This window comes from [Clostridium] citroniae WAL-17108 (assembly GCF_000233455.1).
In the GTDB taxonomy this organism is placed as follows: domain Bacteria; phylum Bacillota; class Clostridia; order Lachnospirales; family Lachnospiraceae; genus Enterocloster; species Enterocloster citroniae.
This window is the reverse complement of sequence record NZ_JH376423.1, coordinates 409,607-427,352: the sequence shown is the minus strand read 5'-3', so window position 1 is coordinate 427,352 and position 17,746 is coordinate 409,607. Positions and strand designations below refer to the sequence as shown.

16 protein-coding genes and 1 riboswitch are annotated in these 17,746 nt (G+C 49.1%); of the genes, 2 read left to right on the top strand and 14 right to left on the bottom strand.

Features of this window, described 5'->3' with window-relative positions:
• Positions 1 to 326 precede the first annotated feature (326 nt).
• Positions 327 to 989, bottom strand: coding sequence for a redox-sensing transcriptional repressor Rex (locus HMPREF9469_RS17120; RefSeq protein WP_007864102.1), 663 nt, complete (start codon positions 987 to 989; stop codon positions 327 to 329).
• A 284-nt stretch (positions 990 to 1,273) separates the two neighbouring features.
• On the opposite strand from HMPREF9469_RS17120, the gene HMPREF9469_RS17115 reads away from it, so the two are divergent.
• Together HMPREF9469_RS17115 and HMPREF9469_RS17110 are read left to right on the top strand one after the other, a co-directional pair.
• Complete coding sequence (locus HMPREF9469_RS17115) at positions 1,274 to 3,223, top strand: ABC-F family ATP-binding cassette domain-containing protein (protein WP_007864100.1); 1,950 nt, start codon at positions 1,274 to 1,276, stop codon at positions 3,221 to 3,223.
• Positions 3,224 to 3,293: 70 nt separating this feature from the next.
• Positions 3,294 to 3,548, top strand: a complete 255-nt coding sequence (locus tag HMPREF9469_RS17110; protein WP_007864098.1) for a hypothetical protein — start codon at positions 3,294 to 3,296, stop codon at positions 3,546 to 3,548.
• A gap of 656 nt (positions 3,549 to 4,204) precedes the next feature.
• Here the strand turns inward: HMPREF9469_RS17110 and HMPREF9469_RS17105 are convergent.
• From HMPREF9469_RS17105 to dapA, 13 genes are all read right to left on the bottom strand, one after another.
• Positions 4,205 to 5,584, bottom strand: a complete 1,380-nt coding sequence (locus tag HMPREF9469_RS17105; RefSeq protein ID WP_007864094.1) for a sodium:solute symporter family protein — start codon at positions 5,582 to 5,584, stop codon at positions 4,205 to 4,207.
• A gap of 1 nt (position 5,585) precedes the next feature.
• Entirely contained in the window at positions 5,586 to 6,776 is a 1,191-nt protein-coding gene (locus HMPREF9469_RS17100) for a pyridoxal phosphate-dependent aminotransferase (protein ID WP_007864092.1), read from the bottom strand.
• A gap of 32 nt (positions 6,777 to 6,808) precedes the next feature.
• Positions 6,809 to 7,177: a RidA family protein gene (locus tag HMPREF9469_RS17095; protein ID WP_007864090.1), complete on the bottom strand. Its 369-nt coding sequence runs from the start codon at positions 7,175 to 7,177 to the stop codon at positions 6,809 to 6,811.
• Positions 7,178 to 7,363: 186 nt separating this feature from the next.
• Positions 7,364 to 8,020: a helix-turn-helix transcriptional regulator gene (locus tag HMPREF9469_RS17090; protein WP_007864088.1), complete on the bottom strand. Its 657-nt coding sequence runs from the start codon at positions 8,018 to 8,020 to the stop codon at positions 7,364 to 7,366.
• Positions 8,021 to 8,189: 169 nt separating this feature from the next.
• Complete coding sequence (locus HMPREF9469_RS17085; RefSeq protein ID WP_007864087.1) at positions 8,190 to 9,467, bottom strand: adenylosuccinate synthase; 1,278 nt, start codon at positions 9,465 to 9,467, stop codon at positions 8,190 to 8,192.
• Positions 9,468 to 9,636: 169 nt separating this feature from the next.
• Positions 9,637 to 10,551 (bottom strand): LysR family transcriptional regulator, encoded by a 915-nt coding sequence (locus tag HMPREF9469_RS17080; protein ID WP_007864085.1) that lies wholly within the window; start codon positions 10,549 to 10,551, stop codon positions 9,637 to 9,639.
• Positions 10,552 to 10,797: 246 nt separating this feature from the next.
• Positions 10,798 to 12,234: an adenylosuccinate lyase gene (purB, locus tag HMPREF9469_RS17075; protein ID WP_007864083.1), complete on the bottom strand. Its 1,437-nt coding sequence runs from the start codon at positions 12,232 to 12,234 to the stop codon at positions 10,798 to 10,800.
• A 72-nt stretch (positions 12,235 to 12,306) separates the two neighbouring features.
• On the bottom strand, positions 12,307 to 13,755 hold the full coding sequence (gene purF, locus HMPREF9469_RS17070) for an amidophosphoribosyltransferase (protein WP_007864080.1): 1,449 nt from the start codon (positions 13,753 to 13,755) through the stop codon (positions 12,307 to 12,309).
• 94 nt (positions 13,756 to 13,849) lie between these two features.
• The gene (purC, locus tag HMPREF9469_RS17065; RefSeq protein ID WP_007864078.1) at positions 13,850 to 14,557 is read right to left on the bottom strand and encodes a phosphoribosylaminoimidazolesuccinocarboxamide synthase; all 708 of its coding nucleotides are present in this window, start codon (positions 14,555 to 14,557) and stop codon (positions 13,850 to 13,852) included.
• Between the two features lie 163 nt (positions 14,558 to 14,720).
• Complete coding sequence (locus HMPREF9469_RS17060) at positions 14,721 to 15,083, bottom strand: hypothetical protein (RefSeq protein WP_007864075.1); 363 nt, start codon at positions 15,081 to 15,083, stop codon at positions 14,721 to 14,723.
• Positions 15,084 to 15,229: 146 nt separating this feature from the next.
• Positions 15,230 to 15,553 (bottom strand): hypothetical protein, encoded by a 324-nt coding sequence (locus HMPREF9469_RS17055; RefSeq protein WP_007864073.1) that lies wholly within the window; start codon positions 15,551 to 15,553, stop codon positions 15,230 to 15,232.
• Between the two features lie 105 nt (positions 15,554 to 15,658).
• Entirely contained in the window at positions 15,659 to 16,417 is a 759-nt protein-coding gene (gene dapB, locus HMPREF9469_RS17050) for a 4-hydroxy-tetrahydrodipicolinate reductase (protein ID WP_040416635.1), read from the bottom strand.
• A 27-nt stretch (positions 16,418 to 16,444) separates the two neighbouring features.
• Entirely contained in the window at positions 16,445 to 17,329 is an 885-nt protein-coding gene (gene dapA, locus HMPREF9469_RS17045; protein WP_007864067.1) for a 4-hydroxy-tetrahydrodipicolinate synthase, read from the bottom strand.
• Positions 17,330 to 17,497: 168 nt separating this feature from the next.
• Positions 17,498 to 17,676, bottom strand: a riboswitch (Lysine riboswitch).
• Positions 17,677 to 17,746: the final 70 nt, after the last annotated feature.

The following is a 17,746-nucleotide window of genomic DNA, read 5'->3' as shown; positions in this document are numbered from 1 at the left end:
CATCTGTTTTGCCGTTACCAAAGTTCTCATCCCCGCTTACCTCCTCGCTATGAGCACTTAGAGACCGTATTGGGGTCTCTTACGTGCGATGCATGTCATCTCCACTTGGTAAGGTTCCTCACGAACCTAGTGGAGTGGCTCGCTATGAGCACTTAGAGACCGTATTGGGGTCTCTTACGTGCGATGCATGTCATCTCCACTTGGTAAGGTCCCTCACGAACCTAGTGGAGTGGCTCGCTATGAGCACTTAGAGACCGTATTGGGGTCTCCCGGAAATCAAAAACCGGCAAGCAAAAAGGTACTCTCCTTTGCTTGCCGGCTGTTTCTTACTTTGACGTTTTCCCTTCGATTTCCGCCTGATCGTTCATACTGCAAACCCTGTATGACAAACGCATCAGACTTTCGGACAGGTGTACATTCTCCACCACCACATCGTCCGGAACCACCAGATCAGTATGGGCAAAGTTCCAGATAGCTTTAATGCCGGCCTTTACCAGACGGTCTGCGATCTCAGACGCCTTTGTCTTTGGAATGGTCAGGGCTGCGATCTGAATTTCGTTCTCCTTGATAAAAAACTCCAGATCATCCACAGACCGGATCTCAATTCCGCGGATCACAAGACCAATGAGCTTTGGATTGATATCAAACATACCCTTGATAACAAATCCACGTCTCTCAAAATTCGTATAGTTGGCAATAGCCTGGCCCAGGTTTCCGGCACCGATAATAATCAGGTTGTGCTGCTGGTCAATTCCCAGAATCTTTGCTATCTCAGCATACAGGTACTTTACATTATATCCGTATCCCTGCTGTCCGAATCCTCCGAAATTATTAAGATCCTGGCGGATCTGTGATGCCGTCACCTTCATCCTGGCACTCAGCTCATTGGAAGATATGCGCTCCACACCCTCTTCAATCAGCTCTCCCAAATAGCGGTAATAGCGGGGCAATCTTGAAATTACCGCCTTCGATATCTCTTTGCGTTCCATCGTGTTCCACCTTCCCCTTACGCGTTTCTCTGATACATCAAAATGATCCAGATAACAGTATCTAAATCATACCTAATGGTTCTATTATAAACAAGCGTCAAAAAAATGTCAAACACGTTTAAGTATGTTCTTGAAAAAAATATCCTCTTATATTATACTGATGAGTGCAAAATAAAGAATTTTTGATAATAAAAAGCCTAAAAACCTCACAACATACAGCGAAACATTTTCGCATACAGGCGCCCCAACCCAGGCGCTGAGTGTCTGGCACAAAGGAGTTACCCATGATTTTATCATGCAGCAATATAACCAAATCATTTGGAGAAAAACATATTTTAAAGCAGGTATCCTTCCACCTGGAGGAACATGAAAAGGCCGCCATTGTGGGCATCAACGGCGCGGGCAAATCCACCCTGCTTAAGATCATCATCGGAGAACTGTCCGCAGACCAGGGCGTGGCAGCCCTTGGCAAAGGCACCTCCATCGGCTATCTGGCGCAGCATCAGGATCTGGACAGCGAAAGCACCATCTATGACGCACTCTTAGAGGTAAAGCGCCCCATCATCCAGATGGAGGAACGGATCCGCAGCCTGGAGCTGGAGATGAAATCCGCCACCGGCGATGTACTGGAGTCCATGCTGTCCGAATACAGCCGCCTGAACCACTCCTTTGAGCTGGCCAACGGCTATGCCTACAGGAGTGAGATTACCGGTGTATTAAAGGGCCTTGGATTTGAGGAGGAGGAATTCACCAAACACATCAACACCCTTTCCGGAGGGCAGAAAACCCGCGTTTCCCTGGGCAAGCTGCTTCTCACCAAGCCGGATATCCTGCTTTTGGATGAGCCTACCAACCACCTGGATATGGAATCCATCGCCTGGCTGGAGACATACCTTAAAAGCTACAGCGGCAGCGTCATTATCGTGGCCCATGACCGGTATTTCCTGGACCGGGTCGTCACAAAGATCGTGGAGCTGGACAATGGAACAGCGACCGTATTCTCAGGCAACTACTCTGCCTACAGCGATAAAAAAGCCATGCTTCGGGATGCCAGAATCCGGGCATACTTAAATCAGCAGCAGGAGATCAAACACCAGGAAGAGGTGATCACAAAGCTCAAATCCTTTAACCGGGAGAAATCCATCCGCCGGGCTGAAAGCCGGGAAAAAATGCTGGAAAAGATAGAGAGGTTGGAAAAGCCGGTGGATATTGATGATTCCATGGATATCCGCCTGGAACCGGATGTGGTCAGCGGCAATGATGTTCTGTCCGTCACTGACCTGAGCAAATCCTTTGGCAGCCAGACCTTATTTTCCAATGTGGATTTTGAGATAAAACGCGGGGAGCGGGTTGCCATTATCGGCAATAACGGTACGGGCAAGACCACCCTTTTAAAGATTATCAACGGCCTCCTGGACGCTGACAGCGGTGAGATCCGCCTGGGCTCCAAAGTCCATGTGGGTTACTATGACCAGGAACACCAGGTCCTTCACATGGAAAAGACGCTGTTTGAGGAAATACAGGACACCTATCCCAACATGAACAATACACAGATCCGCAACACCCTGGCCTCCTTCCTCTTTACCGGAGATGATGTGTTTAAGCTGATCAAAGACTTAAGCGGCGGCGAACGGGGACGCGTATCCCTTGCAAAGCTGATGCTCTCCGATGCCAATTTCCTTTTACTGGATGAGCCTACCAACCATCTGGACATCACCTCCAAGGAGATACTGGAGAGCGCCCTGTGCCGGTATACAGGAACCGTGCTCTATGTGTCCCATGACAGGTATTTTATCAACCGGACGGCCACCAGAATCCTGGATCTGACCAGCCGGTCCCTGATCAATTACATTGGAAATTACGATTATTACCTGGAGAAAAAAGAGGATGTGGAAGCTGCATTTGCTGCAAGGAACCCATCCCCTGCCTCACCTTCAAAGGAAGGTCCGGAAGCGGCACCTTTTGCCGGCTCCCCTGCCAGCGATGTGAAAATGGACTGGAAAGCCCAGAAGGAGGAACAGGCCAGGATCCGCAAACGCCAGAATGAGCTTAAGAAAACAGAGGATTCCATCCATGCCCTGGAAACCAGGGACAGCGAGATTGACGGTCTTCTGGCCCAGGAGGAGGTTTATACCGATGTGGCCAGGCTGATGGAGCTGAACAGGGAAAAGGAGGAGATCGCATCCCGGCTGGAGGAATTGTACCAGCGCTGGGAGGAACTGGCAGAGGATTAAAAACACGGACGGCTCACCGCCAAAAGAGGCGGGAGCCTTGATCGGAAGGAAAGGCGAAGGGAGTCATATTATGAAATTAAAACGGATGTTTGCTTTGGCCGGAGTGGTGCTTTTAGTGGGACTGTTTGTGCTTGCCATTGTCCTGGCAGTGACAGGCGCCCCCAAAAACCACCTGATGGCAGTAATTTTTTCCATGGTGTTCATACCCATCATCATGTTTTCCATGGGACTGATGACACGGGTCTTAAAACCCTCCGATCCTCCGGAACCATTGGATGGACCAGACGGGGAGCCAAAGCAGGAGGAAGACCTTACAATTGAGTAGGAGGCGGTGATTGACCGCCGTCCTCTCACACCACCGTGCGTCAGACTGTCTAACGATAAGGTTTTCAGTCTAGATGTACGATGCTTTTCCTTTTGTTTTTTTGTATTCCGCATATAAAGCACTATAATTAAGTACAGTGTATAAATCCCTGCGCTGGCTTCGGCTCCTTTGGGGCTTCCAGAAAACAGACCTCCCCGGGTACCACACGTTTCTTTCTCTCCATCCATCTGCCACATTTACCATACATGATTCCGTGTAGTTATTGGGCTTCGGCTTGGCTCGCAGTCTTACCCTCATGCATAGCCTGATGTGATTTCTGTTCGTCAGACCAGAGATTTGCCCGCGGGTTAGTATATTCCCCACATCCGGCTTCCTTCAGATTCCACCTCACGATGGACACCCTTGCCTTCAGCTATATCCTTCCCACTACCGGGCGGATTCCAGACTTTCACCGGTTAAAAACGTGCGCCGCCGGGCGCACGAGAATAAAAAACAAGAGAACATACAGGGGGGAATCCCCTATCTGGTATGTTCTCCTGTTTTTTATTTTTTCCTAAATGTCTCTCTTAGCATGTTATAGAGAAGATAAGCAGCAATGCCGCATCCCCCTCCAATGATTATCACATCAAGTACTGTATATAGCATCATTTCACCTCCTACTTATCATCTTCTCCCCTGTAAGTTAATGGGCAGGCTACAAACAAGGCTATGGTGGAGCAAGCCAGCCCAAACAGGAAGTGGCTGATTCCCAGAGGTGAACCCATTAACCAGTAGCCGACCGTGGATATCACAGCAACTGCGATCGTAATGGCTGCTCCTCTGGGGTTTGTCTTTTTCCAAAAAAACATTCCAAGGAAAATGGGGATCAATGCAGCCACGCATGGTGCACCTACATCTTCCATGATTGTAACAATGGAAGTTCCCTGATATCCCACAATAATGGCCAGAATTGTAAATACGATCAATGAAATACGCTGAATCTTCAGCACATCAGAACCACTCATGTCACGTTTCAGACGTACTGCCACATCCTTGGTAAATGTTACGCTGGTAGCCATGGCAACCGATGCCGCGGTTCCCATAACAGCTGCCAGAAGTCCTGAAAGAAGGAATGCACCTGTTAAATCCCCTGTCATCTTATCGATCATTGCAGGGATAATGGAATCGGAAGTCCCCAGTTCTGGGATCAAAAGAATGCCCATGATACCGATCAGACCGGCAAAAATCATATATGGAAGGTAGATCAAAAGAGCGGCTGTCAGGGTTGCTCCCTTTGCCTCATGTGCATTTTTGGCACCGCATATTCTAAGGAAGTTTTCATTGTTGATCATACCCACCAGACCGAAGTATAAAAAGGTGGAAATCATGGGGACTATACCCATGGTGGTCAGGCTCTTCTGATCCGCGCTCAGATTAAGAGCAAGTCCATGGGTACCGCCGATCTTCATCATGGCAATAATAGGCGTGATCACCATAACTGATATGATCATAATGCTGACATTCAGTTTATCCGTATTCGTGGCAGCTACCATTCCGCCTACTACCGAATAGATCATCATAATGACACTCATGATAATAATTGCATTCAACAGGCTGAGGGACGGTATGAAAATCTGAAGAATGGTTCCAAGGGAGCGTACCTGTCCTGCCAGTATTCCGAATACCTGTATGATGGTCAGTATGCAGATCATATTTGCAACTCGCTCACCCAGACGGTTCCTTATAAGTTCAGGTATCGTTGTGACATTGGCTTCCCTGATCTTTTTGGCAAAGATAAGTCCTGAACATATAGCCCCTGTGGCTGCTCCGAATCCAAGGATCATGCCGGAAAAACCATACATATAGGTCATACTGGCCACGCCCATAGTGGCGCCGGCTCCAATCTGTGCAGATGCCATGGAGTACACATTAGTCCAAAATGGAATTTTCTTTCCTGCCGTAGCAAAATCTTCTGCTGTCTTTACCCGCTTGGCACTGACAAATCCTATGACCAAGATAGCAACCATGTAAATAAATGCAACAAGAACTTTCGCCATATTACGCCTCCTTCACAAGTTTACGAATCCCCCGCTCCATACGGTCAAGGCCCTCTTTAAGGATTTCTCTGCTGGTAGCCAGGCATATTCTTACATGCCCTTCCGACCCAGGTCCAAAGAACTGTTTTCCGCCGGGAACAATTGCCAGTTTCTCCTCTTTCTTTAAATATTCCACCAGTTCCTCTGAGCTCATGGGAAGTTCTGATACATCCGGGAATATAACAAATGTAGCCTGAGGCCTATAGCATTTTACTCCCGGTATCTGATTGAGGCGTTCCAATGCATAGTCCCGGTTGGACTGAAGATGGGCTACAAACTGGTCCAGCCATCCGTAGCACTTATCCAGGCAGGCAATTGCCGCAATCTGGGACAGTGAAGAGATGCCGCCTATAGTGGTATCAACCAGGGATGCCTCCACCAGCTTTTCAAAAATATCCTCATCCTGACAATAAATGCAGCCTGCACGTAAGCCGGCAATCCCAAAGCTTTTTGAAAAGCCAAATACGGAAAGTGTCCTCTTATTCCTTGCCTTTCCAAGGGAACAAATGCTGTTAAACTCTGCATCAGAATACACGATATCCGACCAGATCTCATCATTCATAATGTAAAAACCATACTTCTCTGACAGATCCAGAAGGTATTCCAAATCCTTTACCGGATAAACCTTTCCAAGGGGATTGTGGGGATTGCAAAGTCCCAGCATCTTTGTCTTTGGTGTGATATAGCTTTCAATATCGCTGAAATCTATGGTGCCATCCTCACGAAATTTCATGGGGAACAGATTTACCTTTGCACCGGCTGCTTCCATACTTGTCTTAAACAGAAAATCAACCGGGTCGAACACAAGGGCCTCATCTCCCGGGGTCAAAACAGCCTGAGCAATGATGTGCATTCCACGCGCAGCACTGTCCACCGGCAGTACCAGCTTTGGGTCAATATCCTCGTTCTTTCTGTTTTTTACTGCTCTTGCCAGACTCTCCCCAAATTCAGGGAACCCTCTTTTGGGAGTATAAGAAAAATACCCGCCTTTTATATATTCGATCAATGAATCCGCAATCTCCCTGGGAGCCGGAAAGTCCGGATCTGCTGCTGTCAGCGGAATCATCCCCTCTTCCACTTCCGCCCATCTCATGTTGTATGCACGCTTTTTCAGGACCTCCAAATTAACTTCACTGTTTGTAAAGCTGTTCATCGTATTCCTCCTCATCCTTTTACTTTAACTGTTCACTTTTCAGCAATCACTTCTATCTCACACAAAAGCCCCTTGGGAATGGATCTGACTGCCACACAGCTCCTGGCTGGCTTAGACGTGAAATATTCAGAATAAACCTCATTAAACTGCTGGAAGTCATTCATATCCGCCAAAAAGCAGGTTGTCTTCACGACATTTTCATAGGTTAGGCCCGCTGCCTCCAATATAGCGCCTACATTCCTGCAGCTCTGTTCTGCCTGGGCTTTAATTCCATCAGGCGCCTGTCCGGTAACGGGATCCACTGGAATCTGACCGGATGCATACACGAGATTCCCTACCTCATATGCCTGTGAATACGGGCCAATTGCTGCTGGTGCCTTTGTTGTGGAAATTACTTTCATCTTTTTCCTCCTTTATGAATTATTTATATTTTGTTTATATTTTATTAATTATTTTTATCTATTTTTATTATAACAATGAATTTTAGTTTAGTCAATCTACAGATTTAATAAATTTTTTTTTATTAATTTGGTAAAAAAAGAGAGAGCAAGGATTCCCTGGATCAAATCTTTGCTCTCTTTTAAACTTTACCTATGTTCATCTTTTATATACCTAAGGTGCATGTACACCGTATTTTTTGAAATATTCAGCTGGCTGGCAACATAATCCACTGAATTCTTCATATTAAAGATTCCCTGATTATATAACATACGGATAATATTCCGGTTTTTCAGAGATGGTAAGATAGAGGGATTACATGATACTGCCTGCCTGGCGCTAGCTACCGCATCCTCCAGAAGGCCATGGCTGCTGTCCAAAAAGACCTCTGCCTGCGCTCCCGCGCCGGAGCCATTTCCCTGAGTAAAGACAGAGAGGAAATCAGCCAACGGCATGTTTAAATAAAAATTAATGCACAAAAGTCCAATGGTTCGGTCATTCTCTCCGCGTATCACGATAGTCGCAGACTTTAAAGGTTCTCCCTTTTTATTCTGTGTGAAATACGAAATGCCTGTCTGGTTTTTATTTTTCTGTATCTCATCCAGCATTTCCAGTGCCAGGTTGGTGATGGGGGCCCCTACCCGTCTTCCTGTGTGATGTCCATTGACAATTTTAATAACTGACTGTTCCAGGTTCTCAAGACTGTGAAGTACGATTTCACATCCCTCTCCCAGGTAATCAGCCAATCCATCCAGCACAGTGTCATATGATTTAAGTATTTTCCTATCCGTTTCTGTCAGCTTCATTCATTCAACCTGCTTCTTTTATGGTAATAACATAGTATCATTTTATTCCACATTTTTTTTTAAGTCAACTCTACTTTAAAAAATCACCTGAAAAGAACAAGACAAAAATAAAACAGAGCAATCAGAATCAACGATCCTGATCACTCCGTTTTATGCTCATTGCATTATTTCATCGGCGCATGATAATGTCATCCCGTCCCGGTCCATTGGAAACCATGGAGATAGGAGCCTCAATCTCCTTTTCCACGAACTCGATATACTTACGGCAGTTCTCAGGAAGGTCCTCATACTTCCTGATTCCCCGGATATCGCACTTCCAGCCCGCAAGCTTGGTAAGTACAGGTTTTGCCTTTTCCAGCCTGGCTGTGGTGGGGAAATCCCTGGTTACCTGGCCATCGATCTCGTACCCTACACATACCGGCACCTCATCCAGGTATCCCAGCACGTCCAGCACGGTGAACGCCACCTCCGTGGTGCCCTGGATCCGGCATCCGTACCTGGTAGCCACGGCATCAAACCAGCCCACACGCCTTGGGCGGCCTGTGGTTGCGCCATACTCTCCGCCGTCTCCTCCGCGGTGTCTCAGCTCCTCGGCCTCATCCCCGAAGATCTCGCTTACAAAAGCGCCTGCTCCCACTGCGCTGGAATAAGCTTTTACAACCGTGGTGATATCCTTGATCTCATAGGGAGGTATTCCTGCTCCGATTGCTCCGTAAGCAGCCAGTGTGGAGGAAGATGTAACCATGGGATAGATACCGTGGTCCGGATCCTTAAGGGAGCCCAGCTGTCCCTCCAACAGAACCTTCTTTCCCTCTCTGATGGCCTCATACAGATATGCGGAGGTGTCGCACACATATGGCTCGATCATGCCGCGGTAGCTTAAAAGTTCATTGTAGATCTCCTGGGGATCCAGAAGGGGCTTATGATACAGGTGCTCCAGCAGCACATTCTTCTGCTCGCACACCCTGTATGCCTTTTCCTTTAAAAGCTCCTGGTCAAAGAGTTCACTGACCTGGAAACCGATCTTTGCGTATTTATCTGAATAAAAGGGAGCAATGCCCGATTTTGTGGAACCAAAGGACTTGCCGGCCAGGCGGGCTTCCTCATAGGTGTCAAACAGCACATGGTACGGCATCAGGATCTGGGCCCTGTCGGAAACCAAAACCCTGGGCTTTGGAACGCCTCTGTCCACCAGTGCCTGGATCTCATTCACCAGATATGGGATGTTAAGCGCCACACCGTTGCCGATGACACTTGTGGTGTGCTGGTAAAACACTCCGGATGGAAGAAGATGAAGGGCAAATTTGCCATAGTCGTTGATAATGGTATGACCTGCATTACTTCCGCCCTGAAAACGTACTATAATGTCAGATTCCTTGGCAAGCATGTCTGTGATCTTGCCTTTTCCTTCATCGCCCCAGTTAGCGCCTACAATTGCTCTGACCATACTAAAATCCTCCTTCGGGTATCTCCCGTACATGCTCATTAAAAAACAATAATTACTTTACTACATCATGCGTTATAAGTAAAGACGTTCTTTATTATGATTCCCATAATGACTACTTATACCCATCTGAGACTAGAGCGTGTTTTGCGGGAATGAATTTTCACGCGCTCTAATGTAAGATCCCGTTTTCATCCATTTTCTGTCCTGTTATCATCTCCAGCAGTTTTCGCCCGGGCATGGAGATCAGGCCGGATTCCCCTGTCACCACACAGATATGGCGGGAAGGCATCTCCATGTTGAATTTCAGTTCAAACACATTACCTGCATCCACGGCATCTCTGGCAAACCCTTCCATCACGCATCCCACTCCCATGTTGCGCTTTGCAAACTGCACGATCATGTCACTGATCGCCAGCTCAAACTCCGGCTTCAGTTCAATCCCCTGCTTTAAAAGGAAATCATCCATAAAAGTCCTGGTGCTGGTATTTTTTTCCAGAAAAATACAGGGCAGGCCGGAGAGGGCATGGTAATCCAGGATCTTCCCTTTGAGTCCGCTGAAACTGTTGCCTGCAATAAAAACGTTCCGTATGGCTTTTACCGGAATCTGGTTCATGGTTCCCCTGCACTCACAGGGCGTGGTCACCACCCCAAAATCAATCTTCCCCTCCTCCAGGCTTTTTATGGTTTCCGGAGTGGGAGCATTGGATACATTCACTTTGATTTTGGGATACTCTTTGTGAAACTCCTCCAGATATGGAAGCAGGAAAAATTGCAGCGTCATATCACTGGCACCGATCCGCACTTCCCCCATATCCATGCCGAGCACGCGTTCCACCATCTTTTCCCCCTCCAGAAGGCTCTCCACTCCCGCTTTCACGTAGCGGTACAAAAGTTCTCCTTCCTTTGTGAGCTGAACCCCTTTTGAGGTGCGCAGAAACAGTTTGATGCCGGTTTCCTTTTCCAGCTGCCGCACAGCCTGGCTGACCGCCGGCTGGGAAATGCACAGCTGCCTGGCCGCCGCGGTCAGGCTTCCGTGGGCGCACACATAATAAAACACTTTATAGTATTCCAGATTTACATTCATCCATTCCTCTCCTTCCAATGGAATCCTTTTAGCATCCATTTTCAGCAACACGCGTATCCTGATTCAACTATACCATTCTTCCATTTTAACCACAATACCAAGATTGGGTCACGCTAAGGAAACAAACTGATGCGGATCCACTTTCACATCATACGGCAGCACAGCCGGAAACCGGTCCGCCGCCAGCATTTGCTGACCCTGCGCCCCTGTTTCCGGCTGTGTATTGTATTATATCACTGGTGGGGCCTACACATTGATCTCAGCCCGCATTCCCAGCTCGTCCGCATTTTCTGACAGGATCGGGGAAATGATCTCCTCCAGAAATTCCTCCACCTGCCTGGGTGAACGGCCCACGTACCGGGACGGATCCATGGCTGCCTTCAGATTATCCGGTGAAAGGTTAAAGGCCGGGTCAGCTGCGATCAGCTCCAGCAGATTGTTATCCAGCCCCTTTTCCTTTACATTCCTGCCTGCTTCCATGGACAGCTCCCTGATCCTCTCGTGAAGCTCCTGGCGGTCTCCCCCTGCCTTTACCGCATCCATCATGATATTCTCCGTTGCCATGAAGGGAAGTTCGGCCATCAGGTGCTTTTCGATCACCTTGGGATACACCACCAGACCGTCCACCACGTTCAGATAAAGGTCCAGGATTCCATCGATTGCCAGGAATCCCTCTGGAACGGAGAGACGCTTGTTGGCGGAATCATCCAGCGTTCTCTCAAACCACTGGGTGGATGCCACCAGCATGGGATTCATCATGTCGCTCATCACATAGTTTGCCAGTGAGGCGATGCGCTCACTGCGCATGGGGTTGCGCTTGTACGCCATGGCCGAGGAACCGATCTGCTTTTTCTCAAACGGCTCTTCCACTTCCTTCAGGTGCTGGAGCAGGCGGATATCATTGGAAAACTTGTGGGCGCTCTGGGCAATGCCGGCCAGCACGCTTATGACGCGGCTGTCGATCTTTCTGGAATAGGTCTGCCCCGACACAGGATAGCATCCCTCAAATCCCATTTTCTCGGCAATGCGCTGGTCCAGCCTGCGGCACCTTTCATGGTCTCCGTCAAAAAGTTCCAGGAAACTGGCCTGGGTGCCTGTGGTGCCCTTGGAGCCAAGCAGGCGCATGGAACGGATCACATAGTCCAGATCATCCAGATCCAGCTTCAGTTCCATCATCCACAGGGTGGCCCTCTTGCCTACCGTGGTGGGCTGGGCCGGCTGGAAGTGGGTGAAGGCCAGGGTTGGAAGATCCTTATAGTTATCGGCAAAGCGTGACAGCTCAGAGAGCACATTGAGCAGTTTTTTCCTCACCAGCTTCAGTGCTTCGGTCATAATGATGATGTCTGTGTTGTCCCCCACATAACAGGAGGTAGCCCCCAGATGGATGATGCCCTTTGCCTTTGGGCACTGCGTCCCGTAGGCATAGACATGGCTCATGACATCATGGCGTACTTCCTTTTCCCGTGCCTTTGCCACATCATAGTTAATATCCTGGGCATGGGCTTTCAGCTCTTCAATCTGCTCATCCGTGATCCCCAGTCCCAGCTCCTTCTCGGTCTCAGCCAGGGCGATCCATAGACGCCTCCAGGTCCTGAACTTCATATCCGGTGAAAAGATATACTGCATCTCCCTGCTGGCATAGCGCTCGGAAAGAGGGCTTACGTATCTGTCTGTGTCACTCATGTCATTTCCTCCATATTCAATCATTTCGTGGTCTTTATCTTATCATAACAGAGGCCTGTATTCAACCGCTGTTTACTTTTCGTAAGTTCCCCTGATGTCTGCGGAAGGCGGTTCTATGGGATAAACACCGTTAAAGCAGGCCATACATACGGGCTTTCCGGCCGCCATCTCATGAAGGCGTTCCGTCTGTAAAAAGGAAAGGGAATCCGCCCCTATGATCCTTCGTATCTCATCCACCGTATGTCCATGGGCGATCAGCTGGTCCTCCGATGGAATATCCGTGCCGAAATAGCAGGGATGCAGAAAAGGCGGCGCGCTGATGCGCACATGGACCTGGATGGCGCCGGCGTCCCTGAGCATGTTCACGATCAATGCACTGGTCGTGCCCCGGACAATAGAATCATCGATCATGATCACCCGTTTTCCGGCCACCGCTTCCCTGAGCACATTCAGCTTAATGCGCACTGCCGATTCCCGGCTGCTCTGCTTGGGTTTTATAAAGGTGCGTCCCACATAGGAATTCTTTACAAACGCAGTTCCGTAAGGGACCCCGGATTCCATGGAATAGCCCAGGGCAGCGCCGTTTCCGGATTCCGGAACCCCTACCACCAAGTCTGCCTCCACAGGTGCATCCATGGCCAGGAAACGGCCCGCCTGGATCCTGGCATGGTACACGCTCACCCCGTCAAAGACACTGTCCGGCCTTGCAAAATAGATATACTCAAAAATGCATCTGGCCTCTCTGGCGGGATCCTTAGGACACATCTCCCGGTCGGACACGATCCCGTCCTTTGTGATGGTAACGATCTCCCCGGGTTCCACATCCCGGACAAACTCCGCTCCAATGGTATCCAATGCGCAGGTCTCAGATGCCAGTATATAGGCATTGTCCCGCTTACCGATACACAGAGGCTTAAAACCAAAGGGATCCCTTGCTCCTATGAGTTTTCGCGGGCTCATGATCACCAGGGAATAAGCGCCCTTCAGTTTCTTCATGGCCAGGGACACGGCGCTCTCCACACTGGGGGTGTTCACCCTGGCTCTGGCAATATGGTAGGCAATGACCTCAGAGTCAATGGTGGTCTGGAAAATGGCTCCCGTGTACTCCAGCTCATGGCGCAGCTGCGGTGCATTGACCAGATTTCCGTTATGCGCCAGGGCCAGGGTGCCTTTTATATAGTTGAGCACCAGAGGCTGCGCATTCTCCCGGGTACTGCTGCCCGCCGTGGAATACCGCACATGTCCTACCCCGATGTTGCCGTGCATCTGTTCCAATATCTCTGTGGTAAATACCTCATTGCAAAGGCCCATGCCTTTGTGTGTGCCCACCTTCCCCTTTGGTCCCTGTGTATCGCTTACCGCGATCCCGCAGCTTTCCTGCCCCCTGTGCTGCAGGGCAAACAGCCCGTAATAGATCGTTGATGCCACATCATTCCCATCAAAATCATATATACCAAAAACCCCGCACTCTTCGCGCAGCTTGTCTGCCCCAATATCAAAGTCCATCTGATTCTGATCCATGAAGTCATGTCCCTTTCTCTTCCTATGTCCATCGGTTCACGCTGTTAAAGAAGGTAACGCCTGGGTATCAGCCCAGGCGTTATATGTAAATTGATTACTGGATACCCAGTCTGCGGAAAACTTCCTCATAGGCATCCTCTACATTGCCCATGTCCCTTCTGAACCTGTCCTTATCCAGTTTCTCATGGGTGTCCTTATCCCAGAGGCGGCAGGTATCAGGGGAAATCTCATCGGCAAGGATCACCTTTCCGTGGTAACGTCCAAATTCGATCTTAAAGTCGATCAGGTCAATGTTCAGACCGCCGAAATATTCCTGAAGTACTTCATTTACCAGGAATGCATATCTGGTGATATCATCAATCTCTTCCTGGGTTGCAAGGTCCAGCGCCAGCGCATAGTAGCTGTTGATGAAAGGATCTCCCAGATCATCGTTCTTGTAGCTGAATTCCAGGGTGGGGCATTTGAACTTGATCCCCTCCTCCATTCCCATCTTCTTGGCAAAGCTGCCTGCGGAATAGTTGCGGATGATTACCTCCAAAGGTACGATCTCAACCTTTTTCACAACCGTCTCCCTGTCGTTTAACTCTTCAACCAGGTGGGTGGGTACTCCCTTTTCTTCCAGCTTCTTAAAGATAAAGTTTGTCATGCGGTTATTGATAGCGCCCTTACCTACAATGGTTCCTTTTTTTAATCCGTTGAATGCCGTAGCGTCATCCTTATAGGATACGATCAATAAATCCGGATCCTCGGTTGTATAGACTTTTTTAGCTTTTCCTTCATAGAGCATCTCTTTCTTTTCCATGGGTATCCACCTGTCCTTTTCTTTTATTCATATGGTTACGTAGATATAGATTTATAAGCTGACGCTATAAAAGAATACCATTTCAGAAGAAATTATAATACAATATGAATATGAATACAAGCAGGACAATCATTAAAATTCCTAATGAATTCTTTCTTCCCAGCTAATCACTCCCTGATTCCTCATAGGTCCGGACCCTGAAAATAGTGAAATTTCCATCCTCCAAACGAAAGTTCAGCCCTGTTTTTACCGTAGGCTCCCCTTCCCGGAGCATGTCTCCGCCTGTAACACGTTCCTCAATGATATGGAACCCTGTCATATCCTTAAGGATTAAACCAATATATCCCCCTTTGTAAATCCCCCACATGACTCCGCCTGCCGCCAGAAAAAGCAGCCCCCGGCGCAGGGCCTGTTTCCCGGGTCCCCGCTCCCTTTTACAGAGTTTCAGCCTCTTAGCCCACCCTTTCACAGCCTGGCGCCTGGCAAAACGGATTCGTACCCCATTAACATAATACAACAGCCTCATCTGCAGTTATTTCCCCCATAACTTTATGGACTCATTATAATTCAAACCGCACCGGGCCGCAAGACCCAAAGACCAAATGGACCCTTTCCTGGCCTCACCGGCTGAGAAAGGGTCCTCTTTGTATTCACCGCCATATACTCTTTATATTATCGTGTAGCCTCTGTGGTGGATGTGTTGGTGGTTGACTCAGACATGTTGCCTGATTCACCTGTGATGTCCTTAACGCCGTTGCCTACGTCATCCACACCCTTCTCCACATCATCTACAAGTCCATCGATAATGCCCTCATTGGTCTCTGCAGAACCGGACATACCGCTCTCTGCCCCAGTGGTAGAGGTGGCTGCTGATGAGGAAGACTGGCTGGTACCTGTCGTGGACTGGGTCTCGTTATTACTGCTTCCACAGGCCGTAACAGATAAAACCATGACTAACAGTAACATAGCTAAGATAGCAGGTCTGATTTTTTTCATAATCGCATTCTCCTTTCGATTTCTATCTTTATTATGTGCGTTTCGAGAATAGATTATGGTGGAACATCCTGCCATCTATGGAATTAAATGTAAAAATGCAGCTAATCAGAGCCGGACCACATCCGCCATGGTGTAAAGCCCGGGACCCTTGCCTGCCAGGAACTTGGCCGCTTCCAGGGCGCCCTTGGCGAAAATAGCCTTGGAATAAGCCGTATGGCTGAATGTCACCACCTCATCCCTGCCCGCAAATATCACATCATGCTCCCCTACTATGGATCCGCCTCTGACAGCGCTGATCCCAATCTCTTTGGGGCTGCGCTTTTCCCGCTTCCCGCTTCTGTCATAGACATATTCATAGGAATCTCCCATGGCTCCATTCATAGAGTCGGCCAGGGCAATGGCAGTGCCGCTGGGGGCATCCATCTTCTGGTTATGGTGCTTTTCCACGATCTCAATGTCAAAGCCGGAACCAGCCAGCACTCTGGCGGCGTCCTGGACCAGCTTAAGGAGCAGGTTGACGCCCAGGGACATATTGGCTGAACGCAGTACAGCCGCACTGGCGCTGGTCCTCTTTACAGCCGCAAGCTGTTCCTGGGAAAGTCCCGTGGTACACAGGACCACCGGGGTCCCAGTCTCGGCGCTGAATTTTAAAAGCCCGTCCACCGCTTTTGCGGATGCAAAGTCCACGATCACGTCCGCGCTTACATTGCATTCCCCAAGGGAGGTAAATACGGGATAGCCGCAGTCTGTTCCCTGGCGCAGGTCAATGCCTGCCACGATCTCAATGTCCTTGTCATCTGCTGCAAGGCCTGTTATCACCTGGCCCATGGCCCCGTTGCAGCCGTGCATTATCATCCTGACCATTTATCTTACCGTCCTTTCTTAACTGTCTTACAGAATGCCGTAGGCGATCATGGCCGCTCTCAGCTTCGCCTGGTTCTGAGGCTCCATCTCAGTTAGAGGCATGCGCATGGGTCCCACATTCTTCCCCATTATGTTCATGGCCGCTTTAACGGGAATGGGGTTTACCTCGCAAAACAGTTCTGTGATCAGAGGGATCGCAGCCAGCTGAAGTTCTGCGCTGCGCTTTACATCCCCTGACAGATAGGCTGCGCAGATATCGTGGGTCTGGCGGGGCGCCACATTGGATAAAACTGAGATAACGCCCTTTCCGCCCAGGGAAAGGAGGGGCACGATCTGGTCGTCATTGCCTGAATACAGGTCCACTTTGCCATCGGACAGGTTCATCAGGGTGGCGATGGCTGAAAAATTGCCGCTGGCCTCCTTCACTCCCACAATATTATCCACCTCCTTGCAAAGGGTGGCGATGGTCTGGGGAAGAATGTTCACGCCTGTTCTTCCCGGTATATTATAAAGAAGGACCGGAATCTTTACCGCGTCCGCAACCGCCGTGAAATGGGCCATAAGCCCTTTCTGCGTGGCCTTGTTATAATAAGGGGACACCACCAAAAGCCCGTCAGCCCCCCTGCGCTCAGCCTCACCTGAAAGATAGACCGCCGTCTCCGTACAGTTTGAACCTGTTCCTGCAATTACAGGAACCCGCTTATTGGATACCTTGCACACATATCCGATCACATCCAGGTGCTCCTCATGGGACATGGTGGAAGCCTCTCCCGTGGTCCCACAGGCAATGATGGCATCTGTGCCTCCTGCGATCTGCTCCTCCACGATTTCCTCCAGCTTCTCATAATTCACTTCCCCATTTTCCTTAAACGGTGTGACCAGCGCAACGCCTGCTCCTTCAAAAATAGCCATACTTTTATTCTCTCCTTTTTTCTTGATTCAATCACAGTATGCTTCCCTTCCCGTAAAAACCATTCACAGCCATGTTCCCAGAAAAGCTGTGCCAGAATAGCAAAAAAGAGCTGAGGTAAATGTCAGCCCTTCCCATGCGTTTCAACTTCGCACTACTGCGAATCCACGTTCTTTGGTAGCTCTCCATCCACCCGGATGACAGTCACACGGTTGTTCACCATGTGCCCAGAAGGATAACTGATTCAGGCGTTCTCCTTCTTCGGCGTCTTTCCCTTTCATCAAACCCTCCCCTGTGCCTGCCACATCGGGCTTGATTACTCTTGATCAACGCAACCTCTACTCTATGATTGTTGGTATTATATTATCATCCCCTGAGGAGGATGTCAACAGGAAATCCCGGGTATTACGCCCATTTCC